The 25,579-nt window shown below is 71.4% G+C and carries 26 protein-coding genes; 21 read left to right on the top strand and 5 right to left on the bottom strand.

Annotated features, from left to right (window positions below; translation table 11 throughout):
• Positions 1-73: 73 nt before the first annotated feature.
• Positions 74-277: a cold-shock protein gene (locus tag ACWCYO_RS16060; protein ID WP_030287184.1), complete on the bottom strand. Its 204-nt coding sequence runs from the start codon at positions 275-277 to the stop codon at positions 74-76.
• Between the two features lie 429 nt (positions 278-706).
• Here ACWCYO_RS16060 and ACWCYO_RS16055 point away from each other — a divergent pair, with 429 nt between their 5' ends.
• From ACWCYO_RS16055 to ACWCYO_RS16030, 6 genes are all read left to right on the top strand, one after another.
• Positions 707-1,612, top strand: coding sequence for a menaquinone biosynthetic enzyme MqnA/MqnD family protein (locus ACWCYO_RS16055; protein ID WP_270144808.1), 906 nt, complete (start codon positions 707-709; stop codon positions 1,610-1,612).
• A 290-nt stretch (positions 1,613-1,902) separates the two neighbouring features.
• Positions 1,903-3,123: a cyclic dehypoxanthinyl futalosine synthase gene (mqnC, locus tag ACWCYO_RS16050; protein WP_449784550.1), complete on the top strand. Its 1,221-nt coding sequence runs from the start codon at positions 1,903-1,905 to the stop codon at positions 3,121-3,123.
• A 79-nt stretch (positions 3,124-3,202) separates the two neighbouring features.
• Positions 3,203-3,853 (top strand): amidohydrolase family protein, encoded by a 651-nt coding sequence (locus tag ACWCYO_RS16045; RefSeq protein WP_270144804.1) that lies wholly within the window; start codon positions 3,203-3,205, stop codon positions 3,851-3,853.
• Positions 3,854-4,146: 293 nt separating this feature from the next.
• Positions 4,147-4,734 (top strand): hypothetical protein, encoded by a 588-nt coding sequence (locus ACWCYO_RS16040; RefSeq protein ID WP_270144802.1) that lies wholly within the window; start codon positions 4,147-4,149, stop codon positions 4,732-4,734.
• Positions 4,735-4,865: 131 nt separating this feature from the next.
• Complete coding sequence (locus tag ACWCYO_RS16035; RefSeq protein ID WP_270144800.1) at positions 4,866-5,561, top strand: demethylmenaquinone methyltransferase; 696 nt, start codon at positions 4,866-4,868, stop codon at positions 5,559-5,561.
• Positions 5,562-5,731: 170 nt separating this feature from the next.
• Positions 5,732-7,021, top strand: a complete 1,290-nt coding sequence (locus ACWCYO_RS16030) for a geranylgeranyl reductase family protein (RefSeq protein WP_270151057.1) — start codon at positions 5,732-5,734, stop codon at positions 7,019-7,021.
• A 93-nt stretch (positions 7,022-7,114) separates the two neighbouring features.
• On the opposite strand, the gene ACWCYO_RS16025 is transcribed toward ACWCYO_RS16030, so the two are convergent.
• From ACWCYO_RS16025 to ACWCYO_RS16015, 3 genes are all read right to left on the bottom strand, one after another.
• Positions 7,115-7,477: a MazG-like family protein gene (locus ACWCYO_RS16025; RefSeq protein WP_270144798.1), complete on the bottom strand. Its 363-nt coding sequence runs from the start codon at positions 7,475-7,477 to the stop codon at positions 7,115-7,117.
• A gap of 200 nt (positions 7,478-7,677) precedes the next feature.
• Positions 7,678-8,388: a peptidylprolyl isomerase gene (locus ACWCYO_RS16020; RefSeq protein ID WP_449784549.1), complete on the bottom strand. Its 711-nt coding sequence runs from the start codon at positions 8,386-8,388 to the stop codon at positions 7,678-7,680.
• Between the two features lie 182 nt (positions 8,389-8,570).
• Complete coding sequence (locus ACWCYO_RS16015; protein WP_449784548.1) at positions 8,571-9,254, bottom strand: TetR/AcrR family transcriptional regulator; 684 nt, start codon at positions 9,252-9,254, stop codon at positions 8,571-8,573.
• A gap of 103 nt (positions 9,255-9,357) precedes the next feature.
• Here ACWCYO_RS16015 and ACWCYO_RS16010 point away from each other — a divergent pair, with 103 nt between their 5' ends.
• Positions 9,358-10,014: a CatB-related O-acetyltransferase gene (locus ACWCYO_RS16010; protein ID WP_449784571.1), complete on the top strand. Its 657-nt coding sequence runs from the start codon at positions 9,358-9,360 to the stop codon at positions 10,012-10,014.
• A 179-nt stretch (positions 10,015-10,193) separates the two neighbouring features.
• Positions 10,194-11,165, top strand: a complete 972-nt coding sequence (locus ACWCYO_RS16005; protein WP_449784547.1) for a DMT family transporter — start codon at positions 10,194-10,196, stop codon at positions 11,163-11,165.
• Between the two features lie 13 nt (positions 11,166-11,178).
• Here the strand turns inward: ACWCYO_RS16005 and ACWCYO_RS16000 are convergent, their stop codons facing one another.
• Positions 11,179-11,757, bottom strand: a complete 579-nt coding sequence (locus tag ACWCYO_RS16000) for a hypothetical protein (protein ID WP_270144791.1) — start codon at positions 11,755-11,757, stop codon at positions 11,179-11,181.
• 202 nt (positions 11,758-11,959) lie between these two features.
• On the opposite strand from ACWCYO_RS16000, the gene ACWCYO_RS15995 reads away from it, so the two are divergent.
• The 13 genes from ACWCYO_RS15995 (at position 11,960) to nuoK (ending at position 25,570) form a co-directional block, all read left to right on the top strand.
• The gene (locus ACWCYO_RS15995) at positions 11,960-13,081 is read left to right on the top strand and encodes a sensor histidine kinase (protein WP_449784546.1); all 1,122 of its coding nucleotides are present in this window, start codon (positions 11,960-11,962) and stop codon (positions 13,079-13,081) included.
• Positions 13,078-13,770, top strand: coding sequence for a response regulator (locus ACWCYO_RS15990; protein ID WP_449784545.1), 693 nt, complete (start codon positions 13,078-13,080; stop codon positions 13,768-13,770). The genes ACWCYO_RS15995 and ACWCYO_RS15990 overlap by 4 nt, the downstream gene beginning before the upstream one ends.
• 811 nt (positions 13,771-14,581) lie before the next feature.
• Positions 14,582-14,941 carry an NADH-quinone oxidoreductase subunit A gene (locus tag ACWCYO_RS15985; protein ID WP_030060100.1) on the top strand — a complete coding sequence of 120 codons (360 nt, stop codon included), beginning with the start codon at positions 14,582-14,584 and terminating at the stop codon, positions 14,939-14,941.
• A gap of 134 nt (positions 14,942-15,075) precedes the next feature.
• The gene (locus ACWCYO_RS15980; protein WP_030286559.1) at positions 15,076-15,630 is read left to right on the top strand and encodes a NuoB/complex I 20 kDa subunit family protein; all 555 of its coding nucleotides are present in this window, start codon (positions 15,076-15,078) and stop codon (positions 15,628-15,630) included.
• Complete coding sequence (locus tag ACWCYO_RS15975; protein WP_449784544.1) at positions 15,627-16,340, top strand: NADH-quinone oxidoreductase subunit C; 714 nt, start codon at positions 15,627-15,629, stop codon at positions 16,338-16,340. The genes ACWCYO_RS15980 and ACWCYO_RS15975 overlap by 4 nt, the downstream gene beginning before the upstream one ends.
• A complete protein-coding gene (locus ACWCYO_RS15970; RefSeq protein WP_270144781.1) occupies positions 16,340-17,671 on the top strand; it encodes an NADH-quinone oxidoreductase subunit D in 1,332 nt (443 codons plus the stop codon). The genes ACWCYO_RS15975 and ACWCYO_RS15970 overlap by 1 nt, the downstream gene beginning before the upstream one ends.
• The gene (gene nuoE / locus ACWCYO_RS15965) at positions 17,668-18,519 is read left to right on the top strand and encodes an NADH-quinone oxidoreductase subunit NuoE (RefSeq protein WP_449784543.1); all 852 of its coding nucleotides are present in this window, start codon (positions 17,668-17,670) and stop codon (positions 18,517-18,519) included. Before ACWCYO_RS15970 ends, nuoE begins: the two co-directional genes overlap by 4 nt.
• Positions 18,519-19,880 carry an NADH-quinone oxidoreductase subunit NuoF gene (nuoF, locus tag ACWCYO_RS15960; protein WP_270144777.1) on the top strand — a complete coding sequence of 454 codons (1,362 nt, stop codon included), beginning with the start codon at positions 18,519-18,521 and terminating at the stop codon, positions 19,878-19,880. Before nuoE ends, nuoF begins: the two co-directional genes overlap by 1 nt.
• Positions 19,877-22,438 carry an NADH-quinone oxidoreductase subunit G gene (locus tag ACWCYO_RS15955; RefSeq protein ID WP_449784542.1) on the top strand — a complete coding sequence of 854 codons (2,562 nt, stop codon included), beginning with the start codon at positions 19,877-19,879 and terminating at the stop codon, positions 22,436-22,438. The genes nuoF and ACWCYO_RS15955 overlap by 4 nt, the downstream gene beginning before the upstream one ends.
• Positions 22,435-23,781, top strand: coding sequence for an NADH-quinone oxidoreductase subunit NuoH (nuoH, locus tag ACWCYO_RS15950; RefSeq protein ID WP_270144773.1), 1,347 nt, complete (start codon positions 22,435-22,437; stop codon positions 23,779-23,781). Before ACWCYO_RS15955 ends, nuoH begins: the two co-directional genes overlap by 4 nt.
• 6 nt (positions 23,782-23,787) lie before the next feature.
• Positions 23,788-24,390 carry an NADH-quinone oxidoreductase subunit NuoI gene (gene nuoI, locus ACWCYO_RS15945; RefSeq protein WP_270144771.1) on the top strand — a complete coding sequence of 201 codons (603 nt, stop codon included), beginning with the start codon at positions 23,788-23,790 and terminating at the stop codon, positions 24,388-24,390.
• Complete coding sequence (locus tag ACWCYO_RS15940; protein WP_449784570.1) at positions 24,390-25,274, top strand: NADH-quinone oxidoreductase subunit J; 885 nt, start codon at positions 24,390-24,392, stop codon at positions 25,272-25,274. The genes nuoI and ACWCYO_RS15940 overlap by 1 nt, the downstream gene beginning before the upstream one ends.
• The gene (gene nuoK, locus ACWCYO_RS15935) at positions 25,271-25,570 is read left to right on the top strand and encodes an NADH-quinone oxidoreductase subunit NuoK (protein ID WP_188309222.1); all 300 of its coding nucleotides are present in this window, start codon (positions 25,271-25,273) and stop codon (positions 25,568-25,570) included. The genes ACWCYO_RS15940 and nuoK overlap by 4 nt, the downstream gene beginning before the upstream one ends.
• Positions 25,571-25,579: the final 9 nt, after the last annotated feature.

Genomic DNA, 25,579 nt, shown 5'->3' with positions numbered 1-25,579 from the left:
CTCATGGTGACGGCTGTCGGGAGCCGCCGGTGGACCCGAAGGGGTCCCGAGCGATCAGAACATCAGAGGATGGTCAGACGGCGGTGACGTTCTCCGCCTGCGGGCCCTTCGGACCCTGGGTGACGTCGAAGGTGACCGCCTGGTTCTCCTCCAGCGAACGGAAGCCGTTCGCGTTGATGGCGGAGTAGTGGACGAAGACGTCGGGGCCGCCGCCCTCCTGGGCGATGAAGCCGAAGCCCTTCTCAGCGTTGAACCACTTGACGGTTCCCTGAGCCATGCCGTTCTCCTTGCGATGCGTGTCGGGGGCCACACCGTGTGGTCCCCGGTCCGCTGCGCTGATCGCCCTGCCTCCGGACGAGTCCGAAGTTTTTCGATATTGCTGAAAAACTACAAAAAGCCTGCGGTTACATGCTCCGCAGGCTTCAAGTACTGCAAGGGGAATCAAACTGCAACTGAGGGCAACGCTAGCATGCGGTCGCTGTGACGACCAGAGGTCACTTGCGCTCCGGACGGCGCGTGTCGTAGGCCTCCTCCCAGCCCTCCGGAAAGGGCTGGGAGCGGGCGGGGGAAGGCCCGTTGGGGCGTGCACCAGTTCGGCGGGGTTCGGCGGGAAACGCTCCCGCGCGTGTCGGGTGGCCGGTGCGAGCCGCCCCGAACAGCAGGCATACGCTGCGGGGAAGCGCACGAACAGCAAGGGAGCGGCGCAGTGGCAGCACCGGACGCGCAAACGCGGGAGCCCGAAGAGAACACCCCGGTCAGGCCGCGGGTCGGCCATATTCAGTTCCTGAACTGCGTCCCCCTCTACTGGGGCCTCGCCAGGACCGGCAATCTGCTCGACCTGGACCTCACCAAGGACACCCCCGAGAAGCTGAGCGACCAGCTCGTCGGCGGCTCCCTCGACATCGGGCCGATCACCTGCGTGGAGTACCTGCGCAACGCCGACGACCTGCTGGTCCTGCCCGACATCGCGGTCGGCAGCGACGGCCCGGTGATGTCCTGCCTGATCGTCAGCAAGGTGCCGCTCGCCGACCTCGACGGCCGCCGGGTCGCCCTCGGCTCCACCAGTCGCACCTCCGTCCGGCTCGCCCGACTGCTCCTGGAGGAGCGCGAAGGCGTGCGCCCGGACTACTTCAGCTGCCCGCCCGACCTCAGCGCGATGCTCGCCGAGGCCGACGCCGCCGTCCTGATCGGCGATCCCGCCCTGCGCGCCTACCTCGGGCAGGCCGCCGACCTCGGGCTGACCGTGCACGACCTCGGCGAGATGTGGAAGGAATGGACCGGGCTGCCCTTCGTCTTCGCGGTCTGGGCCGTGCGCCGCGAGTTCGCCGAGCGCCGCCCCGAGCTGACCGCCGCCGTCCACCGGGCCTTCCTGGAGTCCCGCGACCTGTCGCTGGTGGAGGCCGCCAAGGTCGCCGAGCAGGCCGCCCGCTGGGAGGCCTTCGGGGCGGACGTGCTGGAGCGGTACTTCAGCGAGGCGCTCGACTTCTCGCTCGGCGAGCGGCAGCTGGCCGGGGTCGCCGAGTTCGCCCGGCGGGTCGCACACGACAGCGGCTTCGCGCCGGACGTGGCGGTGCGGCTGCTGGAGCCGGCGGCGCTGCCGGTCGGGGGGTAGGAGCGTAGGAGTGTAGGGGAGCGGGCGTCGGGCGGCCGGGCGCTGCGCTCGTCCGGGCACCGGCCACCGGGCGCCGACCGGCTTTTTCACCCGTTCGGGTTATGCGGTGGGCTCGTCCGGCGTCATGTCCTACGCCTTCGTACGACTTTCGTACGCCTTGATGGCGTCCGAGCGGTCGGACGGGCGGCGACCGCAGTGCAGCTCAGCGGGCTGACTCGGGCGCCCGAAAGGCCTGGCGTAGGCTGGTTCGGCCGTACCCCAGTAGCACTTGAGAGAGAGAAGGCCGTCAGGTGACCGAGCTCGCAGCGACCACCCTCGATGCGTCCAGCACCGACCTGCAGGCCGTGCTCGACCGGGCCGCCGCCGGTGGCCGGATCACCCCGGAGGAGGCGCTGGAGCTCTACCGCTCCGCGCCGCTGCACGCGCTCGGCTCCGCCGCCGACGCGGTGCGCCGCCGCCGCTACGCGGGTACCGAGCACATCGCGACGTACATCATCGAGCGCAACATCAACTACACCAACGTGTGCGTGACGGCGTGCAAGTTCTGCGCCTTCTACGTGCCGCCGAAGAGCGACAAGGGCTGGTCCCGCGAGCTCGACGAGATCCTGCGCCGCTGCGCCGAGACGGTCGAGCTGGGCGGCACCCAGATCATGTTCCAGGGCGGCCACCACCCGGACTACGGCGTGGAGTACTACGAGCGCGCGTTCTCGGCGATCAAGGCCGACTTCCCGCAGCTGGTGATCCACTCGCTGGGCGCCTCCGAGGTCGAGCACATGTCCCGGATCTCGGGCGTCTCCATCGAGGAGGCCATCACCCGGATCCACAAGGCGGGCCTGGACTCCTTCGCCGGCGCCGGCGCCGAGCTGCTCCCGGAGCGGCCGCGCAAGGCGATCGCCCCGCTCAAGGAGTCCGGCGAGCGCTGGCTGGAGATCATGGAGGCCGCGCACCGCCTCGGCGTGGAGTCCACCTCCACCATGCTGATGGGCACCGGCGAGACCAACGCCGAGCGGATCGAGCACCTGCGGATGATCCGCGACGTGCAGGACCGCACCGGCGGCTTCCGCGCCTTCATCCCGTACACCTATCAGCCGCAGAACAACCACCTGAAGGGCTCGACCCAGGCCACCGTCTTCGAGTACCTGCGGATGATCGCGATCGCCCGCCTGTTCCTCGACAACGTCGCCCACATCCAGGGCTCCTGGCTCACCACCGGCAAGGAAGCGGGCCAGCTGTCGCTGCACTACGGCGCGGACGACCTCGGCTCCGTGATGCTGGAGGAGAACGTCGTCTCGGCGGCCGGTGCCAAGCACCGCTCCAACCTGACCGAGCTGATCCACCTCATCCGCGCCGCCGACCGCGTCCCGGCGCAGCGCTCGACCACGTACGAGCACCTGCGGGTGCTGGACGACCCGGCGAACGACCCGGTCGACCCGCGGGTCGCCTCGCACATCGCCTCCACGGCGATCGAGGGCGGCACGGCGCACCCCGAGCTGAAGATCCTGGACAACTGAGCCTGCCGGTCCCCTTGCCGACCTGCTGACCCGCTGACCTGCTGATCCGCTGATCCGCTGACCTGCTGAGACCGAATCGGTGCTGACCCTCCACCGGGCGGCCCTCGTGCTGCCCGACCCGGCCGACCCCACCGCCCCGTCCTACGCCGACGGGGCGGTGGTGGTGCGCGGCGAACTGGTCGAGGCCGTCGGGCCGTACGGGGAGCTGGCGGCGGCGCATCCGTCGGCACGGGTGCGGGACTGGGGTACGGCCGTGCTCACGCCCGGGCTGCGCAACCCCTGGGGGCAGCGGCTGTTGGAGCGGGACTACCACCCGGACCCGCGCGAGGAGATCGGCGTCGAGCCGGTGGCGGACGGGCTGGTGGGGTGCACCGACGAGACCCGGTACGGGGCGAGTGCGCGGCGCGGGCTGCAGCGGATGCTCGGGTTCGGGGTGACGGCGGTGGCCGGGCCGTTCGAACGGGCCTCGGTACGGACGGCGGTCGCGCGTTCGGGGGTGGCGGCGCCGCCGGGGGCGGAGGGCGGCGCGGCGGCGGTGTTGGATCCGCTGGAAGTGCTGCCGTTGGCGTCGGCCGTGCACGGGCGGGTGGCGGCCGGTGGGCGGGCGGACTTCGCGGTGTTCCCGGTCGCGGACGGGGATGGGAGCGGGGCCGGGGGTGGGGTGCGGCCGGCGGCCGGCGGGTGCCTGGCGACCGTGCTGGGCGGGCGGTTGGTGTACCGGCGGCGGTGACCTCCGGCTGACCCATGGCCGGCCTCCGGAGTGGGCGGGTGGACCTGACCGACGTGGTCGATGTGACGTACTCGTCAGTAGTCGGATTGCCTTGCCGCGTACGGCACTTCCTTCGTGTGCACCCGAACTGCCGTGCCCGCCCAGGGGGGTGATTGCTCCTTCGCCGTGACCTGAGGGCCCGCCAGCGGATACGATCCCGGACAGCTCACTCCGTACCCTCACCACACCACCGCCCGTGCCCGCGGGCGGCGGGGCCGCGTCCCCGGCCCCGGAGGCAAGCCAGGACAGGAACCATGCGAACCGCGACCGTCCCCCCGCCGCGATCCCCGCGGTTGGGCCGTGGTTGGTACCTCGCCGCCGTGCTCAGCGCCGTGCTGGCCGTCGGGATGTGCCTGCTCGGTTGGCGCCAGGCCGACCAGGCCGACCGGATCGCGGCCCACCCGGTGAGAGTCGAGGGCGTCGTCACCCAGCTGCCCACCGGCGGCGGCACGTACAGCGCCGTCAGCTACAAGGTGAGCGGCCAGCCGCACACCGCGGCCGCGCTGCCGCTCGCCGACGGCGCCAAGGTCGGCGACGCGGTCTGCCTGGAACACGCGGCCGACGACCCGGGCGCGGTGCGGATCTGCGGTGACACCTACCCCCAGCCGGTCGGCGTGGGGCTGGCCCGGTTCAGCGTGCCGGTCGCCGTCGTGCTGTTCGTGATCTGCGTGCTGCGCATCCGGCGCCACCGGCGGGCCCTGGCGGTCCGCAGTGGGCAGGGGCGGCTCGCCGCCAACCTCGCGCTGGCGACCGGGGCGCTGGCCGAGGGGATGCCCGCGATAACCCAGGGCAAGCGCTCCCGGCGCCGCCGCCGCGCGGGCGGACGACGGGGAGCGCACTGAGTGTTCTGACCGGGGCGTGTTCTGACGGGGGCGGGGCGGGCGGCCTTCGCGGCTCCCCGGGTGGACCGCCCTGGGGCGCCCCGGTGAGCCCCGTTGGTCGGGGCGTCCGTCACAGGGTGAAGAATGGGGGCGTGACCCGAGCCTCCCTGGACAAGCAGCCGCACGAAGTCGCCGCCATGTTCGACGACGTCGCGGCCAAGTACGACCTCACCAACGACGTGCTCTCCCTCGGCCAGGCCCGCGCCTGGCGCCGCGCGGTGGCCGAGGCGGTGGCCGCCGGACCGGGGGACCTCGTGCTCGACCTCGGGGCCGGCACCGGCACCTCCTCGCTGCCCTTCGTCGAGGCCGGGGCCAAGGTCGTCCCGTGCGACTTCTCGGTCGGCATGCTCACCGAGGGCAAGCGCCGTCACCCCGAGCTGCCGCTCACCGCCGGGGACGCCACCCGGCTGCCGTTCGCGGACGACACCTTCGACTCGGTGACGATCTCCTTCGCGCTGCGCAACGTCCAGGAGACCGACGCGGCGCTGCGCGAGATGCACCGGGTCACCAAGCCCGGCGGCAAGCTGGTGATCTGCGAGTTCTCCACGCCGACCTGGACGCCGTTCCGGACCGTGTACACCGAGTACCTGATGCGCGCGCTGCCGCCGGTCGCGACCGCCGTCAGCAGCAACCCGGACGCGTACGTCTACCTCGCCGAGTCCATCCGGGTCTGGCCGGACCAGCCCTCGCTCGCCGCCCGGATGCAGGAGAGCGGCTGGTCGAAGGTCGCCTGGCGGAACCTGACCGGCGGGATCGTCGCGCTGCACCGCGGGTACAAGTCGGCGTAGCCGGGCGGCGGGCGGTGTCCCTGCCCCGGCGGGGCGCCCGCGGTGAGGTGTTCCCGTCGGGGCGCGGGCGTTTCCGTCGGGGTGAGCGGAACTAGACTGCCGGAGACAAAAGCCGCCATCCCCCGCCGCAGCTCCAGGAGTGTGTCCACGTGTCCGAGACCGCAGCCGATCTGACGAAGCCGGACAGCACGGTCGAGAGCACCGCCGACGTCATCGTGGTCGGCGCGGGGCCGGCCGGCTCCACGACCGCGTACTACCTCGCCCAGGCCGGGCTGGACGTCCTGCTGCTGGAGAAGACCGCCTTCCCGCGCGAGAAGGTCTGCGGCGACGGCCTGACCCCGCGCGCCACCAAGCAGCTGGTGGACATGGGCATCGACGTCTCCACCGAGAACGGCTGGCTGCACAACAAGGGCCTGCGCATCATCGGCGGCGGCGTCCGGCTCGAGCTGGACTGGCCGGAGCTGGCCTCCTTCCCGGACTACGGCCTGGTCCGCAAGCGCGCCGACTTCGACGAGCTGCTGGCCCGTCAGGCCGAGAAGGCCGGCGCCCGGCTCTACGAGCGCTGCAACGTCAGCGGGCCGGTCCTGGACGACCGCACCGGCCGCATCGTCGGCGTCACCGCCAAGCTCGGCGACGAGAAGCGGCCGGTCACCTTCCGGGCCCCGCTGGTGGTCGCCGCCGACGGCAACTCCACCCGGCTCTCGCTCGCCATGGGCCTGCACCGCCGCGAGGACCGCCCGATGGGCGTCGCCTACCGCACCTACTTCAACTCGCCGCGCCACGACGACGACTACCTGGAGTCCTGGCTGGAGCTGTGGGACACCCGCGGCGGCCAGCGCAAGCTGCTGCCCGGCTACGGCTGGGTCTTCGGCATGGGTGACGGCACCTCCAACGTCGGCCTCGGCATCCTCAACTCCTCGCCCGCCTTCGGCGAACTCGACTGGCGCGAGGTGCTCAAGGCCTGGTGCGCCGGCATGCCCGAGGAGTGGGGCTACACCCCCGAGAACATGACCGAGCCGATCCGCGGCGCCGCGCTGCCGATGGCCTTCAACCGGCAGCCGCACTACACCCGCGGCCTGCTGCTCGTCGGCGACGCCGGCGGCATGGTCAACCCGTTCAACGGCGAGGGCATCGCCTACGCGATGGAATCCGGCCAGATCGCCGCCGGCGTCATCGTGCAGGCCCACGCCCGCCTCACCGACGGCGGCCGCGAGCGCGCCCTGCAGGCCTACCCGCGCATCCTCAAGGAGGTGTACGGCGGCTACTACACGCTCGGCCGCGCCTTCGTGAAGCTCATCGGCAACCCCAAGGTGATGCAGCTCGCCGCCCAGCACGGCCTGCCCCGGCCGCTGCTGATGCGCTTCACCCTGAAGCTGCTCGCCAACCTCACCGACCCGAAGGGCGGCGACGCGATGGACCGCGTGATCAACGGGCTGGCGAAGGTCGCGCCCAACGCCTGACGCCTGGTTTGGGCGTTTGCCCCACGCCTGTCCGCGGGTTCGTCTTCAGGCCTGTCCTCAGGTTTGTCCTGAGGCGTGTCCTGAGGCGTGACCTCAGGCTTCGGCCTCCGCCGTCTCCTCGGGCCCGTCGACCGGGTGCCGGGAGGCGGCGGAGCGCTGTTCGACGTAGGCCAGGCGTTCGGCGAACACCCGCGCCGCGTCGGGGGTGAGCGTCCGCAGGGCGACGAGGGCGCTGAAGACGACGTCGCAGAGCTCGTGCTGGACGTCCTCCCAGGAGTGGGTGACGCCCTTGCGCGGGTTCTGACCGGTGGCGCCGATCACCGCCGCGCCGACCTCGCCGACCTCCTCGGAGAGTTTGAGGAGCCGCAGCAGACGTTCTTCCTGCGGTGACTGCGTGCTGTGCTCGTCCAGCCATGCGACCAGGTGGTCGACGCTCTCCCAGATCCGGCTGTCCATGCGGTGCTGCTCCCTGCGGTGTCGTTGGTGCTGCCACCGTACGGGAGCGGCCACGGGGGCTGGGCCGGCCGGGTCCGCCCGGCCGGCTCGCCCGGTGGTTGTGGTTCGGCCGGCCCGCCCGGCGGTTGTGGTTCGGCCGACCGGGACGGTTGACTGACTGCCGGTTGGTGTTCGGTCGGCTGGGACGTTCGGCCGGCTGGTCAGTGCTTGCTGATCTTCACGTGGCGGATGTTCACGGGGACGTTGGGGTAGCCGTCGCCGGGGCCGTTCTGGTCGTCCTCGCCGACGGCGGCGATCTTCTGCAGGACGTCCAGGCCGGCCGTGACCCGGCCGAACGGGGTGTAGGCGGGGGAGAGCTTGGTGTCCTTCCAGACGATGAAGAACTGGCTGCCGTTGGTGTTCGGACCGGCGTTGGCCATCGCCACGGTGCCGGCCGGGTAGGTGGCGCCGGTCAGGTTCTCGTCCGGGAAGGAGTAGCCCGGACCGCCGCTGCCCGTTCCGGTCGGGTCGCCGCACTGCAGGACGTAGATCCGCTGGGTCGTGAGGCGGTGGCAGTGGCTGCGGTCGAAGTAGTCGTGCTCGGCCAGGAAGCGGAACGAGAAGGTGGTGCAGGGCGCCTTGTCGGTGAGTGCCTCGAAGGCGATCGGGCCCTGGTTGGTTCGCAGGGTCGCGCGGTAGGGGCGGGCGGCCTTCTCGGCGTCGAAGACCGGGATGCCCTTGAAGTTGTCGGCCGGGACGGCGGGTGTGTAGGTGCAGGCCGCGCTCTGGGCCGGGGCAGCGCCGGAGGGGGCCGCGACGGCCGTGCCGGTGCTCGCCGCGAGCGGGAGGGCGGTGGCGGCGGCGACCAGCGCCCAGTGCTTGCGCTTCACGTGACGGGCCTTCCGGGGGGTGGTGGACGGCGTGCTTGTCATGGAGGAATCATCCACGGCCGGGTGGGTCTCCGGTAGGGGGCGGGGCGGCGGGGGCTCCTTTGGCTGAAGGGGTGGTGATGGATGGTCAGTTCCTCTTCGGGGCGTGGTTGATCGGTGGGCGGGATCGGGATGGGGCGGCCTGACGGGTGGGCTGTGGGTGAGGGCGCGGTGGGCGCCGGGCCCTACGGGGTGGGGGTGGCCGGTGTGGTGCCGGGCTCCGGGTCGGTCGGGGTGGTCGAGGTGGTCATGAACAGCCCGGCGCGGGCGGCCAGGGTGGCGGCGTCGGCGGCCCGCTCGGCGGTGCGGGCGTCCAGCGGTTCACCGGTGACGAACAGTCGGTAGTAGAGCGGGGCGGTGGCGGCGCTGACCACCTCGGCGCCGTCCGTTCCGACGGGCAACTCGCCGCGAGCGACTGCCCGTTCGGCGACCTCGGCGGCCTGGTGGTGGCGGGCCGCGAAGAAGTCGCGGAGAGCTGCCGCGCCGACGTCGGAGCGCTGGGCGGCGGAGATCAGCGCGATGGGCGTGGGGCTCTGCTCGGGGTCGGTGAAGACGTCGAACACCTCCTGGGTGATGCGGCGGAGGTCCTCCTGGAGGTCTCCGGTGTCGGGCAGCGGCCAGGGCTGGTCGGCCGAGGCGGTCAAGGCGTCCGCGACCAGGCCGTCGATCCCGCCCCACCGGCGGTAGAGGGTCGCCTTGTGGACGCCGGACCGGGCCGCGACCGCCTCGGCGGTGAGTCCGTCGTAGCCCTTCTCCGTGACCTCGGCGAGCGTGGCGGCGACCACGTTCGTACGGACCCGGGCGCTTCGGCCGCCGGGGCGCGGGGTCGGTGTGCGGGGCTGCTGATCGGGGTGGGTGGGCTCGCTCAAAGTCGACTCCAGTCGCATTAAGACTTGCTGTGGCGTGGCGATCGTGCCATGATCATCGTAATGCGACTGGAGTCGCATTACGAGAGGAGCTCATGTGACCGCCATCGCCATCCCCGACCCGACCGCCCTCCACCCGCTCGCCGGCCACGACCGAGTGGTCCTGCTGCGCCCGCTGGTCACCGACCCGAGGATCGAGGTCGGCGAATACACCTACTTCGACGGCCCTGACGGAGCCACCCGCTTCGAGGAGCGCAACGTCCTCTACGCGTACGGCCCCGAACGGCTGGTGATCGGCAAGTACTGTGCGATCGCCACCGGAACCCGCTTCCTGATGGCCGGGGCCGCCCACCCGACCATCGGCGTGTCCACCTTCCCCTTCACGATGTTCGGCGGCAGCTGGACCGAGCAGACCCTCGACATCGTCACAGGTCTCCCCAGCCGGGGTGACACCGTGGTCGGCAACGACGTCTGGTTCGGATTCGGTGCCACCGTCCTGCCCAGTGTCAGGATCGGCGACGGAGCGATCATCGCGGCCGGTGCGGTGGTGACCGCCGACGTCGAGCCCTACACGATCGTCGGCGGCAATCCCGCCCGCCCGATCCGGCGCCGCTTCGACGACGCCGACATCGAACGCCTGCTCCGCGCCGCCTGGTGGGACTGGCCGGTCGAGCTCGTCACCGAGCACGTCCGCGCGATCATGTCCGGCACCCCAGCCGACATCGAGGCCATCGCCGAGACGAACGGCGTGCTCGCCTCCTGACCCGCCGGCAGCACCCGGCAGGGGCATTGATCACCGGCGGCCCGGTGCGCGAAGATGGCGCCCCCTTGCTCCATCCCTCACCCCGTCCGCCGCTGAGCCACACGCCCAGCTCCCGGGTCCGTCCGACGCCGTACGGTCCTCGCACCCGCCGGTTCCGTTCGCTCGGAGGGATCCTCCTCATGCGTGCCTCCCTGTCCTCGTCATCATCGGTTCTTCGTGATCTGCCGGTCCTGCTCGTGGCAGTGGTCTGGGGGTCGAGCTTCCTCGCCGTCCAACGGGTGGCCGAGCCCGGGACGGTCGTGGCGATGCTCGTGTTGCGCTTCGGGGTGGTGCTGCCGTTGCTCGGGCTCACCGCCTGGCGGGCCCTGCGGAAGCTGAGTCGCGCCGAGTGGCTCGGCGGCGCCGCACTGGGCCTGGTCCTCAGCGGGATCTTCCTGCTGGAGACCTACGGCGCCGTGCACACCTCCGCAACCAACGCCGGGCTGATCATCAGCCTCGCCATGGTCCTCACCCCGCTCGGCGAGAGCGCCCTCAGCAGGACCGCGCCACCACGGGCCTTCCTTGCGGCGGCCGGTCTGGCCGTCCTCGGCGTCGCCCTCCTCACCGGCGACGGCGGACTGCGCCCTCCGACGCTCGGTGACCTACTGGTGCTGGGCGCCGCCCTCGTCCGCTCCGGGTACGTCCTCGCGATGGCCCGCGCCCGGGCCGTACGCGACACCGACATGCTCGCCGTCACCTGGGTCCAGCTCGCCGTCGCCACCGCAGTGTTCGCGGTCGTCGCACTCGCCGGCGGGCCCGCGCCGTGGGCCGTCGCGCTTTCGTACGGAGCCGGCCAGTGGGCCTGGCTGCTGCACCTGTCCTTGTTCTGCACGCTCTTCGCCTTCTTCGTTCAGATGTGGGCCGTCCGGGCGACCTCGCCGTCCCGGGTGAGCCTGTTGCTCGGTACCGAACCCCTGTGGGCCGCCGTCTTCGGCATCACCGTCGCCGGCAACCGGATGGGCCCGCTCGCCTTGCTCGGCGGAGCCCTGGTGCTGGTCGCGACCGAGTGGGGCCGGCGGACCGCCCCCACACCACGCCCGGCCGAGGGCGATGAGGAGCGTGAGAGTGAGCTCGACGTGGTGGGATCGAGCCCGGAGGCGGCCCCGGTGTGACCCGTCGCCTTCGTCACCGGCGGTGCCACAGCGTCCGACGGGCGTAGTCGACGGTGACCACGCCGAGCAGCGGCCCCCAGGCGACCAGGGGCAGGTAGGCGAGGGTCATCACCAGGGCGCTGAAGCCGCGCGGCGAATCCGGCTGGGCCAGGTTGTGGGCCCAGCGGCCGAACAGACCCTCCATGCCGAGGACGGTGAGTATCACCGAGCCCAGCACGGCCGGGACGATCGCGGCGAGCGGCTGGACCCGGTGGCCGCCGATCAGCGGGATCCACCGGGGCACCACCAGCCCCCAGGGCCGGACCAGACCCACAGTCAGGAAGGCCAGCGCCTCGGTCAGGATGCTCAACACCACGCAGTAGACCGTTCCCCAACCCGGCTGGTGCGCGTTGTAGGCCGCAGCCGTCGCGCCGGTGAAGCCGACCGGGACGCCGAAGCCGAAGACGATCCGCCACACTCCGGAGGGGACGGTGCTCAAGGCGGCGGTCTTGGCGGCCAGTTCGGCCCAGCGCGGCGCCGGCGGGACGGCGCCGGCAGGAGCGGTGGGGGTCGGGCGGTACGTGATCCCGGCCTTGATCATGAGCTTGGACATGGTGTTGAACTCCTATCCCGGGCGGTCCCGGTGGCCGATCCGATGACTCAAGACTGGCGCCCCCGAGACGATGCCGGCAGATGCCGATCGGGCTGTTCCTCCTGCTCAACCGGCCTGTGAAATATGCCGATCGGCACAGGCCTTCCGTCTGCGCGGCGTCGTAATGTGACGGCATCCGAAGAGTCGAGGAGAGGTGGTGGCGATGACTCAGATCCTGTCCGGGGCCGTCCTGGTCCTGGCGCTGCCGGCCTGGGCGGCGCGTCGGCGGCACGGGGCGGCGGCCGTGACCCTGGTGCTCGGGGCCGCGTCGCTCGTGGTGACGGTCGCCGTCTGGCTCCTCGGCCGCTGGGCTGAGGGCAACCGCTGGGCCGGGCTGCTGGGCCTGGTCGAAGTGGGCGTCCTGGCGCTGTCGGTGGTCATCAGCCTGCGTACGGAGGACGGCCCGCGGTGCGCGGCGGCGGTCTGGACGGCGTGCGGAGCGGTCGCGCTCTGGCTGTCCCGCTTCGCGATCGTCGACGGGCCCGGGGACATACTGACGGTCTTCGGGTTCGGCTCGATGCTCTCAGTGCCGGCCGTTCTGGTCGGGCTCTACCTCCGAGGCCTGGACGAGGGGCGCAACAGGGCGGTGGTCGAGGCCAGACGAGCGCAGCGGATCGAACTGGCCCACGACCTCCACGACTTCGTGGCGCACGACGTCAGCGGCATGGTCGCCCAGGCCCAGGCGGGGGCGTACCTGGCCGCCATCGACCCGGCACGGGCGGCCGAGATGTTCGAGCGGATAGAGCAGGCAGGGCAGCGGGCGCTGGCCTCGCTGGACCGGACCGTGCAGCTGCTTCGCAGCGAGGAGGCCGGCGGTCGCAGCCCACAGCCTGGTCTCGCCGAACTGGCTGAGGTGGCCGAGCAGTTCACCGCTGCAGGCGGCGCCGAGGTCCAGCTGGAGCTGCCGGACCAGTCGGTTCCGCGAGAGGTCGGCAGGACGGTCCACCGAATCGTCGTCGAGGCGCTGACCAACGTTCGCCGGCACGCCCGGGGCGCCCGCCGGATCGACATCCGGGCTCGCTGCGCCGGTGAGTGGCTGGAGCTGACCGTGACGAACGACGGCCGGGCGCCGGGTCTGATCGGCCGCCCCCGCCGCGGCGGCGGCAGCGGATTGCCAGGGCTGGCGGCGCGTGTGGAGGCTCTGGGTGGCACGTTCGAGGCAGGTGCGCACGAGCAGGAGGCCTGGCGGGTGACAGCGAGGCTGCCGTTGGCGGAGCGGGAGGAACCGGAGCGGCCGGAGACCCCGATGAGGACCAGTGCGGACGCAGGGGAGAAGAGCAGATGAGCAGCAACGCAAGGCCGATTCGGATCCTGATCGCCGACGACCAGGCCGATGTCCGCAGCGCGTTCCGGATGATCCTGGACGTCCAGCCGGACATGACGGTGGTGGCCGAGTCGGCGGACGGCGCCGCAGCGGTTCAGGAAGCGAAAAGGCTGCGGCCGGACGTGGTGCTCGCAGACATCCGGATGCCGAAGCTCGACGGCCTGGAGGTCACGCGGCAGCTGGCCGACCAGTGCAAGGTGATCGTGGTGACCACCTTCGACCTGGACGAGTACGTGCACACGGCCTTGCGGCACGGTGCGGCGGGCTTCCTGCTGAAGCGTTCGGGGCCGGTACTGCTGATCGAGGCGATCCGGGCGGCGATGGCCGGGGACGCGTTGATCAGTCCACAGATCACGGTCCGGCTGCTGCAGCACATGGCGTTGCCGGGATCCAACCCGGCGTCCGGGCCGGCCGCGACAGGCGTGCCGGGCCCGTTGATAGCGGGCCCGGTGGAGGAACTGACCGAGAGAGAAAGGGAGATCGCTGAGCTGGTGGCCGACGGAGCGACCAACGCCGAGATCGGTGCCGGGCTCTTCATCTCACCGGGAACCGTGAAGAACCACCTCGCCAACATCCAGCGCAAGCTCGGCGCCCGTAACCGGGTGGGCGTCGCGGCCTGGGTGTGGGAACAGGCGGTCGGCAACCGGTAGCCGATGCCTGGCCCACAGGGCGGGAGCGGATCAGTGGAGGCGGCCCGCGCAAGGGTGAGCCCGAGAACGAAAGGGAGGCAAGGGCGGAGGCGGAGGCGGGCCCGGGGATTTGAGGGCCGCACCGAGAAGTTGGGCCTGCCCGCAACGGGAGGCAGAGCCGCGTAAGCGGTGGTGGCGGAGGTGGACGGCGGAGGAGGAGGGCGAGGGCGGGCCCCCAGGCGCCCATAGGCTGCCGGAGCTGCGAGCGCGCCGCAGCTCCGCGCTGGGACCGGCCGGCCCAGCGCAGGGTGACACCGGCAGCAGGTGGGCAACCCTGGCGCGGGCGGCGGGCGGCGGGCGGGTGGGGGGAGGGGGAGGGGGAGGGAAACCCCCACGACAACTTCGCGCACTTGTGAACGAAGGGTCAAGCAAGCGTTCATCCCCCCACCACCCCTCCGAGTGAGCCCCCATAACACGTCAACCTGCCGCCCAGAAATTTGCCATCCACGATGCATAGTTGATATAGGAACCAGCCCCTGACCAGCTGCTCCAAAGACAAATGCGACTACTTGTGACCATTTGACTCCTTTGCGCTGACAACTCTGGGCATGTTCACATTCGCCACCATTCACATGGTGTCGTAGATCACAAAGATGACGTTGAACTGCGTGTCGCAGATCACAAGCCACCGGGCATAGGATGCGCTCGTTCCAGGCTTTGTGAACTGCCTCACATGAGGTGGATCTCGGGAACTGGAGCGCGGGTTCACCTCAGCGTGACCTGCCGGTTCCGATCTGCAGTCAAGGACGACTGGACGGAGGGAGCGGGGGCTATGAATGCCTACGCGCCGATCCTCGTACTCGGTGCCATCGCGGCGGCGTTCGCGGTCGGTTCCGTCGTGATGGCCTCACTCACCGGCCCCAAGCGCTACAACCGGGCCAAGTTGGAGGCGTACGAGTGCGGCATCGAGCCGACCCCGCAGCCCGTGGGCGGCGGTCGGTTCCCGATCAAGTACTACCTGACGGCGATGCTCTTCATCGTCTTCGACATCGAGATCGTCTTCCTCTACCCCTGGGCGGTGACCTTCGACGCCCTGGGGATCTTCGGGTTGGTCGAGATGCTCCTGTTCATCGCCACCGTCTTCGTCGCCTACGCCTACGTCTGGCGACGCGGCGGCCTGGAGTGGGACTGAGCACGCCTGGAGTGGGACTGAGCACGGGGTGGTCCGCCCCACCCGTCGACCCGGCGCGCGACCGCTTGTGAACGGGCGGACAAGCCGGAACCTGCCGACGTTCCAGATGACTTGAGGGCATTGAGAGGGATCTGATGGGAATCGAGGAGAAGCTGCCGAGCGGCTTTCTGCTCACGACCGTGGAGACGGCCGCCGGCTGGGTGCGCAAGGCGTCACTCTTCCCGGCCACCTTCGGTCTGGCCTGCTGCGCGATCGAGATGATGACCACCGGCGCCGGCCGCTACGACCTGGCCCGGTTCGGCATGGAGGTCTTCCGGGGCTCCCCCCGGCAGGCGGATCTGATGATCGTGGCGGGCCGGGTGAGCCAGAAGATGGCCCCGGTGCTGCGCCAGGTGTACGACCAGATGGCCAACCCGAAGTGGGTCATCTCGATGGGCGTCTGCGCCTCCTCCGGCGGGATGTTCAACAACTACGCGATCGTCCAGGGCGTCGACCACATCGTCCCGGTGGACATCTACCTGCCCGGTTGCCCGCCCCGCCCGGAGATGCTGATGGACGCCATCCTGAAGCTGCACGACAAGATCCAGCACGAGCCGCTGGGCGTGAACCGGCGCCGCGCCGAGGAGCTCGGCGAGGCCCTGGCCCTCAAGGCCACCCCGGTCAGCGAGATGCGGGGGCAGCTGCGATGAACGAGCAGGCACCCGAGACCCGCCGCGAGCAGCCGGTGCGCGAGATCCCGGTCGAGGTGGTCGGCCGCCGCCAGGGCATGTTCGGCACCCAGGGCACCGGCGACACCTCCGGCTTCGGCGGCCTGGCCGCCCCGATCGTGCTGCCCGGTCCGAGCGAACGCCCGTACGGCGGCTGGTTCGACGAGGTCGCCGACGAGTTCGAGGGCGCCCTGGAGGAGCAGGGCCTGGACCCGGCCGAGGTGATCGAGAAGACCGTGGTCGACCGCGGCGAGCTGACCTTCCACCTCGACCGTGCCCACCTCCTGAAGGCCGTGCGCATCCTGCGCGACGACCCGGCGCTGCGCTTCGAACTGTGCCTGGGGGTCAGCGGTGTGCACTACCCCGGTGACAAGGGCCGCGAGCTGCACGCGGTCTACCACCTGCGCTCGATCACCCACGGCCGGCTGATCCGGCTGGAGGTCACCGCGCCGGACGCCGACCCGCGCATCCCCTCGGTGGTCAGCGTCTACCCGACCAACGACTGGCACGAGCGCGAGGCCTACGACTTCTTCGGCCTGGTCTTCGAGGGCCACCCGGCGCTCACCCGGATCATGATGCCGGACGACTGGCTGGGCCACCCGCAGCGCAAGGACTACCCGCTCGGCGGCATTCCCGTCGAGTACAAGGGCGCCCAGATCCCGGCACCCGACCAGCGGAGGTCGTACAGCTGATGAGTACTCAGCACTACGAGGAAGCAGACGCCCGCGAGACCACCGAGGGCCGGGTCTTCACCGTCACCGGCGGCGACTGGGGCGAAGTGGTCGAGGCGGTCGGCCGGGCCGACGACGAACGCATCATCGTCAACATGGGCCCCCAGCACCCGTCCACCCACGGCGTGCTGCGGCTGATCCTGGAGATCGACGGCGAGACGGTGAAGGAGGCCCGCTGCGGCATCGGCTACCTCCACACCGGCATCGAGAAGAACATGGAGTTCCGCAGCTGGGTCCAGGGCACCACCTTCGTGACCCGGATGGACTACCTGACCCCGCTGTTCAACGAGACCGCCTACTGCCTGGCGGTCGAGAAGCTGCTCGGCATCACCGACGACGTCCCGGACCGGGCCAGCGTCATCCGGGTGATGATGATGGAGCTCAACCGGATCGCCTCGCACCTGGTCTGCCTGGCCACCGGCGGCATGGAGATCGGCTCCACCACCCTGATGATCTACGGCTTCCGGGACCGCGAGCTGATCCTGGACGTCTTCGAGCTGGTCACCGGCCTGCGCATGAACCACGCGTACGTGCGCCCCGGCGGCCTTTCCCAGGACCTGCCCCCGGGCGCGGTGGACCAGATCCGCGAGGCGGTCCGCACCTTCCGCTCCCGGATGCACGAGTACGACAAACTGGCCACCGGCAACCCGGTGTTCAAGGCCCGCCTGGTCGACGTCGGCTTCCTGGACCTGCCCGGCTGCCTGGCCCTCGGCGCGACCGGCCCGATCCTGCGCGCCACCGGCCTGCCGCACGACCTGCGCAAGACCGACCCGTACTGCGGCTACCAGGACTACGACTTCGAGGTCGCCACCGCGGACAGTGCCGACTCCTACGGCCGCTTCCTGATCCGCCTGGAGGAGATGAAGCAGTCGCTGCGGATCGTCGAGCAGTGCCTGGACCGGCTGCGCCCGGGCCCGGTCATGGTGGCCGACAAGAAGATCGCCTGGCCCGCCCAACTGGCCGTCGGGCCGGACGGCATGGGCAACTCGCTCGACCACATCCGCAAGATCATGGGCACCTCGATGGAGGCCCTGATCCACCACTTCAAGCTGGTCACCGAGGGCTTCCGGGTCCCGGTCGGCCAGGCGTACGCGGCGGTCGAGTCGCCCAAGGGCGAGCTGGGCGTGCACGTGGTCAGCGACGGCGGGACGCGCCCGTACCGGGTCCACTTCCGGGATCCGTCGTTCACCAATCTGCAGACGATGGCGGCGATGTGCGAGGGCGGCCAGGTGGCCGACGTGATCGTCGCGGTGGCCGGGATCGACCCGGTGATGGGAGGCGTGGACCGGTGACCAACGTCGAACTCGGACTGCCGGCGCTGCCGGCCCCGCCCTACCCCGAGGAGGTGCGCGCCCGGCTGGCCGCCGACGCCGCCGAGCTGATCGGCCGCTACCCGCAGGCCCGTTCGGCGCTGCTGCCGCTGCTGCACCTGGTGCAGGCCGAGGAGGGCTTCGTCAGCCCGACCGGGATCCGGTTCTGCGCCGAGCAGTTGGACCTCACCACCGCCGAGGTCACCGCCGTCGCCACCTTCTACACGATGTACCGGCGGCGCCCCGCCGGGAAGTACCACGTCGGGGTCTGCACCAACACCCTGTGCGCGGTGCTCGGCGGCGACCAGATCTTCGCCGAGCTCCAGCAGCACCTGGGGATCGGCAACAACGCCACCACCGAGGACGGCCAGATCTCGATCGAGCACATCGAGTGCAACGCCGCCTGTGACTACGCGCCGGTGGTGATGGTCAACTGGGAGTTCTTCGACGACCAGACCCCGGAGAGCGCCCGGCAGCTGGTCGACGACCTGCGGGCCGGCCGCGAGGTGCGGCCCACCCGCGGCGCCCGGCTGTGCGGTTTCAAGGAGACCGCCCGGATCCTGGCCGGCTTCCCCGACGAGCGCCCGGGCGCCAACGACGAGTCCGGCGCCGGCGGTGCCGCCTCACTGGCCGGCCTGCGGCTGGCCCGCGGCGAGGCCCTGCCCGGCACCGGCGGCACCAAGGTCGTCGCCCCCCGCCACGAGGAGCCCCGCCACGAGGAGCTCCGCCACGAGGAGCCCCGCCACGAGGAGCTCCGCCCCGAGGAGCCCCGCCCCGAGGAGCCGGGCCAGGAGGCCAAGGCCGACGGCCAGGAAGGGACCGAAGCGTGATGACCTCCGCCGAGCCGGCCGAGAAGCTGCTCACCCCCGTCCTGTCCGACCCCTGGGACGACAGCCGCCCCTGGACCCTCGCCACCTACCGCCGCCACCACGGCTACGAGGGCCTCAAGGCGGCCCTCGCCATGCCCCCGGACGACGTGATCGCCCTGGTCAAGGACTCCGGCCTGCGCGGCCGCGGCGGCGCAGGCTTCCCCACCGGGATGAAGTGGCAGTTCATCCCGCAGAACGACGGCAAGCCGCACTACCTGGTGGTCAACGCGGACGAGTCCGAGCCGGGCACCTGCAAGGACATCCCGCTGCTGTTCGCCAACCCGCACGCGCTGATCGAGGGCATGATCATCGCCTCCTACGCGATCCGCTGCGACCACGCCTTCATCTACCTGCGCGGCGAGGTCGTCCCGGTGCTGCGCCGCCTGCACGCGGCCGTCGCCGAGGCGTACCGGGCCGGGCTGCTGGGCCGCGACGTCCTCGGCTCCGGCGTGAACCTCGACATCACCGTGCACGCCGGCGCCGGCGCGTACATCTGCGGCGAGGAGACGGCGCTGCTGGACTCGCTTGAGGGCCGTCGCGGCCAGCCGAGGCTGCGGCCGCCGTTCCCGGCGGTGGCCGGCCTGTACGCCTGCCCGACGGTGGTCAACAACGTCGAGTCGATCGCCTCGGTGCCGGCGATCCTGGCCCGCGGCAAGGAGTGGTTCAAGGGCCTGGGCACCGAGAAGTCCCCCGGCTTCACGCTCTACTCGCTCTCCGGCCACGTCACCAACCCGGGCCAGTACGAGGCGCCGCTGGGCATCACCCTGCGCCAGCTGCTGGACCTCAGCGGCGGCGTCCGGGCCGGGCACCGGCTGAAGTTCTGGACCCCGGGCGGCTCCTCCACCCCGATGTTCACCGACGAGCACCTCGACGTCCCGCTGGACTACGAGGGCGTCGGCGCGGCCGGCTCGATGCTCGGCACCAAGGCGCTGCAGGTCTTCGACGAGACCACCTGCGTGGTGCGGGCGGTCACCCGCTGGACCGAGTTCTACGCCCACGAGTCCTGCGGCAAGTGCACCCCCTGCCGGGAGGGCACCTACTGGCTGGTCCAGCTGCTGCGGCGGATCGAGGCGGGCGAGGGCGTCGAGGGGGATCTGGAGAAGCTCCTCGACATCGCCGACAACATCAACGGCAAGTCCTTCTGCGCGCTGGGCGACGGCGCGGCCAGCCCGATCGTCTCCTCGCTCAAGTACTTCCGGGCCGAGTACGAGCAGCACCTGGCCGAGCGCCGCTGCCCGTTCGACCCGGCCGCCTCCACCGTCTGGGCCGACGGCCCCCGCCCCGGCCACCAGTCCGCCACCGAAAGGGAGGTGCACGCGTGACGATCACCGAGCCGACCGCCTCCACGAACGACGGAGCCACGGTCGAACTGGTCACGCTCACCATCGACGGCGTCGAAGTGAAGGTCCCCGAGGGCACCTTGGTGATCCGGGCCGCCGAGACCATCGGCACCCAGATCCCGCGCTTCTGCGACCACCCGCTGCTGGACCCGGCCGGCGCCTGCCGGCAGTGCATTGTGGAGATCGAGGGCCAGCGCAAGCCGGTGGCCTCCTGCACCGTCCCGGTCGCCGAGGGCATGGTGGTGCGCACCCAGCTGAGCTCGCCGGTGGCCGAGAAGGCGCAGCGCGGCGTGATGGAGCTGCTGCTGATCAACCACCCGCTGGACTGCCCGGTCTGCGACAAGGGCGGCGAGTGCCCGCTGCAGAACCAGGCGATGTCCACCGGTGACGCGGATTCCCGCTTCGAGGGCATGAAGCGCACCTACGAGAAGCCGGTGCCGATCAGCAGCCAGGTGCTGCTGGACCGGGAGCGCTGCGTGCTGTGCGCGCGCTGCACCCGGTTCTCGCAGCAGATCGCCGGGGACCCGTTCATCGACCTGGTGGAGCGCGGGGCGCTGCAGCAGGTCGGCACCGGGGAGGGGGACGACTTCGAGTCGTACTTCTCCGGGAACACCATCCAGATCTGCCCGGTGGGTGCGCTGACCTCGGCGGCTTATCGTTTCCGCTCGCGCCCCTTCGACCTGACCTCCTCGCCGAGCGTGTGCGAGCACTGTGCGGCGGGCTGCGCCCAGCGCACCGACCACCGGCGGGGCAAGGTGCTGCGCCGGCTGGCGGGCGAGGACCCGGCGGTGAACGAGGAGTGGAACTGCGACAAGGGCCGGTTCGCCTTCCGCTACGCCCAGTTGCGGGACCGGCTGACGACGCCGCTGGTGCGGGAGGACGGCGAGCTGGTGCCGGTGTCCTGGCCGGAGGCGCTGGCCCGGGCGGCGCAGGGGCTGCGCGGGGTCCGTACCGGCGTGCTGACCGGCGGCCGGGTGACGGTGGAGGACGCGTACGCGTACGCGAAGTTCGCCCGGGTGGTGCTGGGCACCAACGACGTGGACTTCCGGGCCCGCCCGCACAGCGGTGAGGAGGCGGACTTCCTGGCCGCGGCGGTGGCCGGGCGCGGGGTGGACGTGGACGGCGGCGGCCTGAGCTACGAGCGGCTGGAGCAGGCTCCGGCGGTGCTGCTGGCCGGCTTCGAGCCGGAGGAGGAGTCGCCGATCGTCTTCCTGCGGCTGCGGAAGGCGAGCCGCGCGAAGGGGCTGAAGGTGTTCTCGGTGGCGGCCTTCGCCTCCCGGGGGCTGGCGAAGCTGCGCGGTGCGCTGCTGCCGACGGCTCCGGGCACCGAGCCGGAGTGGTTCGCGGCGCTGGCCGCGGACGAGCCGTTGAACGACGACGCCGGGCGGGCGGCCGAGCTGCTGCGCCGGCCGGGCGCGGTGATCCTGGCGGGCGAGCGGCTGGCGGCGGTGCCGGGTGCGCTGACGGCGGTGCTGCGGCTTGCGCACGCGACCGGGGCCGAGCTGGCCTGGGTGCCGCGCCGGGCGGGCGAGCGCGGGGCGGTGGAGGCGGGTGCGCTTCCGGGCCTGTTGCCGGGTGGCCGTCCGGTGGCCGCGGCGGCGGCGCGGGCGGAGGCGGCCGCGGTGTGGGGGGTGGCGGAGCTGCCGTCGCGTCCGGGCCGGGGCACCGGCCAGATCCTGACCGCGGCGGTGCAGGGCGATCTGGACGCGCTGCTGGTCGGCGGGGTGGATCCGGACGACCTGCCGGATCCGGCGCTGGCCAGGGAGGCCTTGGCGGCGGCGTTCGTGGTGTCGCTGGAGCTGCGTCCGTCGGCGGTGACCGAGCGGGCCGACGTGGTGCTGCCGGTGGCGGCGGTGGCGGAGAAGGCGGGCACCTTCCTGGACTGGGAGGGCCGGGTGCGGATGTTCGAGGCCGCGCTCAAGCCGGACCAGCAGATGGGCCGTCACCTCCAGTCGGACCTGCGGGTGCTGGCGATGCTGGCGGACGCGCTGGGGCACCGGCTGGGCCTGGCGGATGTGCGGGCGGCCCGGCTGGAGCTGGACCGCTTCGAGCCGTGGCGGGGTGACCGGGCGGCCGCTCCGGCGGCGCACCCGGGTGTGCTGCCGCGGCCGGCCACGGGCCAGGCGGTGCTGGCGGGTTGGCGCCTGCTGCTGGACGAGGGCTCGCTGCAGCAGGGCGATCCGCACCTGGCGGGCACCCGGCACCGGGCGGTGGCCCGGGTCTCGGCGGCCACCGCGAAGGAGGTCGGCGCCGAGGCGGCCGGGGCGCTGCGGCTGACCGGCCCGGCCGGGTCGCTGGTCCTGCCGCTGGAGGTCACCGAGTCCGTCCCCGACCGCACGGTCTGGATCCCGCTCAACTCCACGCCGGGCGGCGCCCATCGCGCGCTCGGCACCACCGTCGGCCACCTGGTGACGATCGCCGCGGCCGAGCTCACGCCGGTCGCCGTCAAGGGCGCCGAGGACGCCAGGGGCGCAGCGGGCGTCGAGGGGGTCCGAAGCGAAGGCGACGGGGCCGAGGCCCGGGAAGGGGAGGTCCGATGACGACTCCGCAGCCGTACGAGACGCTCCACTTCTTCGGCCAGGACCCGTGGTGGCTGGTGCTGCTGAAGGCGGTGTTCTGCTTCGCGTTCCTGGTGCTGACGGTGCTGGTCGCGATCGTCTGGGAGCGCAAGGTGGTGGCCTGGATGCAGTTGCGCATCGGGCCGAACCGGCACGGGCCGTGGGGCCTGCTGCAGTCGCTGGCGGACGGGGTGAAGCTGGCGCTGAAGGAAGACCTGGTGGTCAAGGGCTCGGACAAGGTGGTCTACGTCCTGGCCCCGATCGTCTGCGCCATCCCGGCGTTCATGGCCTTCGCGGTGATCCCGTTCGGTCCGGCCGGCGACGAGGTGTCGATCTTCGGCACCCGGACGCCGCTGCAGCTGACCGACTTCCCGGTGGCACTGCTGTACGTGCTGGCGACGGCCTCGGTGGGCATCTACGGGATCGTGCTGGCGGGTTGGTCCTCCGGTTCGACGTACCCGCTGCTGGGCGGGCTGCGCTCCTCGGCGCAGATGATCAGCTACGAGATCGCGATGGGCCTGTCCTTCGCGGCGGTGTTCATCTACTCGGGTTCGATGTCGACCTCGGAGATCGTGGCGCACCAGCAGCCGACCTGGTTCGCGGCGCTGCTGCCGGTGTCGTTCATCGTCTACATCATCGCGATGGTGGGCGAGACCAACCGGGCGCCGTTCGACCTGCCGGAGGCCGAGGGCGAGCTGGTCGGCGGGTTCAACACCGAGTACTCCTCGCTGAAGTTCGCGATGTTCATGCTGGCCGAGTACGTCAACATGGTGACGGTCTCGGCGGTGGCCTCGACCCTGTTCCTGGGCGGCTGGCGCGCTCCGTGGCCGGTGTCGACCTTCTGGGCGGGCGCCAACCACGGCTGGTGGCCGATGCTGTGGATCACGCTGAAGATCCAGCTGCTGCTGTTCTTCTTCATCTGGCTGCGCGGCACGCTGCCCCGGTTCCGCTACGACCAGTTCATGAAGCTGGGCTGGAAGGTGCTGATCCCGGTCTCGCTGGTGTGGCTGGTGCTGATCGCGAGCGTGCGGGCGCTGCGCAACGAGGGGTACGGCTTCGGCGAGGTGGTGCTGTACGTCGGCGCGCCGGTCGGCGCGGTGCTGCTGCTGGCGCTGGTGCGGGACTTCCTGCGCAAGCAGCCCGAGGAGGCCGCGACGGCTGAGAACGGGCCCGACCAGGCGGGTGAGTTCGATCCGATGGCGGGCGGCTACCCGGTGCCGCCGATGCCCGGTCAGGTGCTTCCGCCGGTGCCGCGCCGGCCCAGCCGCGCCCCGAAGCAACTCCAGGACGCCCTCAACGGGGCCGACCATTCCGAAGGGAGCTGATCCGCGATGTCGTCCGACCAGACGGGCCGGCCCGAGCGGGCCGACCGGCCGTCGGTCCTCGGCCCGGCCGCCGGCTTCGGCGTGACCTTCAAGGCCATGTTCAAGAAGCGGCTCACCGAGCAGTACCCGGAGCAGAAGAAGCCCACCGCTCCGCGCTTCCACGGCCGCCACCAGCTGAACCGGCATCCGGACGGCCTGGAGAAGTGCGTCGGCTGCGAGTTGTGCGCGTGGGCCTGCCCGGCCGACGCGATCTACGTGGAGGGCGCGGACAACCGGGACGAGGAGCGCTACTCGCCCGGCGAGCGCTACGGCGCGGTCTACCAGATCAACTACGCCCGCTGCATCCTGTGCGGGCTGTGCATCGAGGCCTGCCCGACCCGGGCGCTGACCATGACCAACGAGTACGAGCTGGCCGATTCCTCCCGCAAGGACCTGATCTTCACCAAGGAGCAGCTGCTGGTGGGCCTGTCCGAGGGCATGGTCGACACCCCGCACGCGATCTTCCCGGGCGCCGACGAGGGCGCGTACTACCGGGGAGAGGTCACCGCGGCGGCGCCGGGGACGGTCCGGCAGGAGCGCACCGACCGGGAGAAGGAGGCGCGGCCGTGATCGCACATCTGGCGGCGGCGAGCGGGACGACCTCCACGGGTGAGGCCGTCCAGTTCTGGGTGCTCGCGGTGGTCGCGGTCGGCGGCGCGCTGGGCATGCTGGTGATGCGCAAGGCCGTGCACAGCGCGCTGTGCCTGGCGGCCACCATGCTGGCGCTGGCGGTCTGTTACATGGCCCAGGGCGCGGTGTTCCTGGGCGTGGTGCAGATCGTGGTCTACACCGGCGCGATCATGATGCTGTTCCTGTTCGTGGTGATGCTGGTCGGCGTGACCAGCGAGGACTCTCTGAAGGAGCAGCTGAGGGGCCAGCGGTTCGCGGCGGTGCTGTGCGGGCTGGGCTTCGGCGTGCTGCTGATCGCCGGGATCGCGAACGCGAAGCTGAACCACTTCACCGGGCTGGCCGAGGCCAACGCCGAGGGCAACGTGCCGGGCCTGGCCCGGCTGATCTTCACCCGGTACGTGTGGGCCTTCGAGGTCACCGGCGCGCTGCTGATCACGGCGGCGATCGGCGCGATGGTGCTGACCCACCGCGAGCACGTGAAGGCGCCGAAGACCCAGCGCGAGCTGGCGGCGCAGCGGGTCAGGGACAACATCCAGGTGCCGCCGCTGCCGGCGCCGGGCGTGTACGCGCGGCACAACGCGGTGGACGTCCCGGCGCTGCTGCCGGACGGCACGGTCGCCGAGGACTCGGTGATGGCGACGCTGCGCGAGCGCGGTCAGGTGCGGGACGTCAGTCAGGCGATGCTGCGGCGGATGGCGGAGCTGGAGAACAGCACGGCGGACTGGCTGGGCCGTCCGTCCTCGGAGCGGCCCGCGGTGGCCGGTCCGCGCAAGTCCCTGGAACCGGTGCCCAATCACGAGACCGGCGAGGAGGACGCGCAGTGAACCCGGTCAACTACCTGTACCTGTCGGCCCTGTTGTTCACCATCGGGGCGTCCGGGGTGCTGATCCGGCGCAACGCGATCGTGCTGTTCATGTGCGTCGAGCTGATGCTGAACGCCTCGAACCTGGCGCTGGTGACGTTCTCCCGGCTGCACGGGACACTGGACGGCCAGATCATCGCCTTCTTCACGATGGTGGTCGCGGCGGCCGAGGTCGTGGTGGGCCTCGCCATCATCGTCTCCATCTTCCGGACCAGGCACTCCGCTTCGGTCGACGACAGCAACCTGATGAAGCTGTAGGCGGAGGGC

Source organism: Kitasatospora sp. NPDC001683, assembly GCF_053596495.1.
Note: the sequence above shows the minus strand (reverse complement) of the source record. Positions and strands in the feature narration are given on the sequence as shown.

Coding starts and splice junctions, on each gene's coding strand:
- ACWCYO_RS16060 (WP_030287184.1), bottom strand. CDS start 277: ATGGCTCAGGGAACCGTCAAGTGGTTCAACGCTGAGAAGGGCTTCGGC.
- ACWCYO_RS16040 (WP_270144802.1), top strand. CDS start 4,147: ATGCGAACCGCGACCGTCCCCCCGCCGCGATCCCCGCGGTTGGGCCGT.
- ACWCYO_RS16025 (WP_270144798.1), bottom strand. CDS start 7,477: ATGGACAGCCGGATCTGGGAGAGCGTCGACCACCTGGTCGCATGGCTG.
- ACWCYO_RS16020 (WP_449784549.1), bottom strand. CDS start 8,388: ATGACAAGCACGCCGTCCACCACCCCCCGGAAGGCCCGTCACGTGAAG.
- ACWCYO_RS16005 (WP_449784547.1), top strand. CDS start 10,194: ATGCGTGCCTCCCTGTCCTCGTCATCATCGGTTCTTCGTGATCTGCCG.
- ACWCYO_RS16000 (WP_270144791.1), bottom strand. CDS start 11,757: ATGTCCAAGCTCATGATCAAGGCCGGGATCACGTACCGCCCGACCCCC.
- ACWCYO_RS15995 (WP_449784546.1), top strand. CDS start 11,960: ATGACTCAGATCCTGTCCGGGGCCGTCCTGGTCCTGGCGCTGCCGGCC.
- ACWCYO_RS15990 (WP_449784545.1), top strand. CDS start 13,078: ATGAGCAGCAACGCAAGGCCGATTCGGATCCTGATCGCCGACGACCAG.
- ACWCYO_RS15985 (WP_030060100.1), top strand. CDS start 14,582: ATGAATGCCTACGCGCCGATCCTCGTACTCGGTGCCATCGCGGCGGCG.
- ACWCYO_RS15980 (WP_030286559.1), top strand. CDS start 15,076: ATGGGAATCGAGGAGAAGCTGCCGAGCGGCTTTCTGCTCACGACCGTG.
- ACWCYO_RS15975 (WP_449784544.1), top strand. CDS start 15,627: ATGAACGAGCAGGCACCCGAGACCCGCCGCGAGCAGCCGGTGCGCGAG.
- ACWCYO_RS15970 (WP_270144781.1), top strand. CDS start 16,340: ATGAGTACTCAGCACTACGAGGAAGCAGACGCCCGCGAGACCACCGAG.
- nuoF (WP_270144777.1), top strand. CDS start 18,519: ATGACCTCCGCCGAGCCGGCCGAGAAGCTGCTCACCCCCGTCCTGTCC.
- nuoH (WP_270144773.1), top strand. CDS start 22,435: ATGACGACTCCGCAGCCGTACGAGACGCTCCACTTCTTCGGCCAGGAC.
- nuoI (WP_270144771.1), top strand. CDS start 23,788: ATGTCGTCCGACCAGACGGGCCGGCCCGAGCGGGCCGACCGGCCGTCG.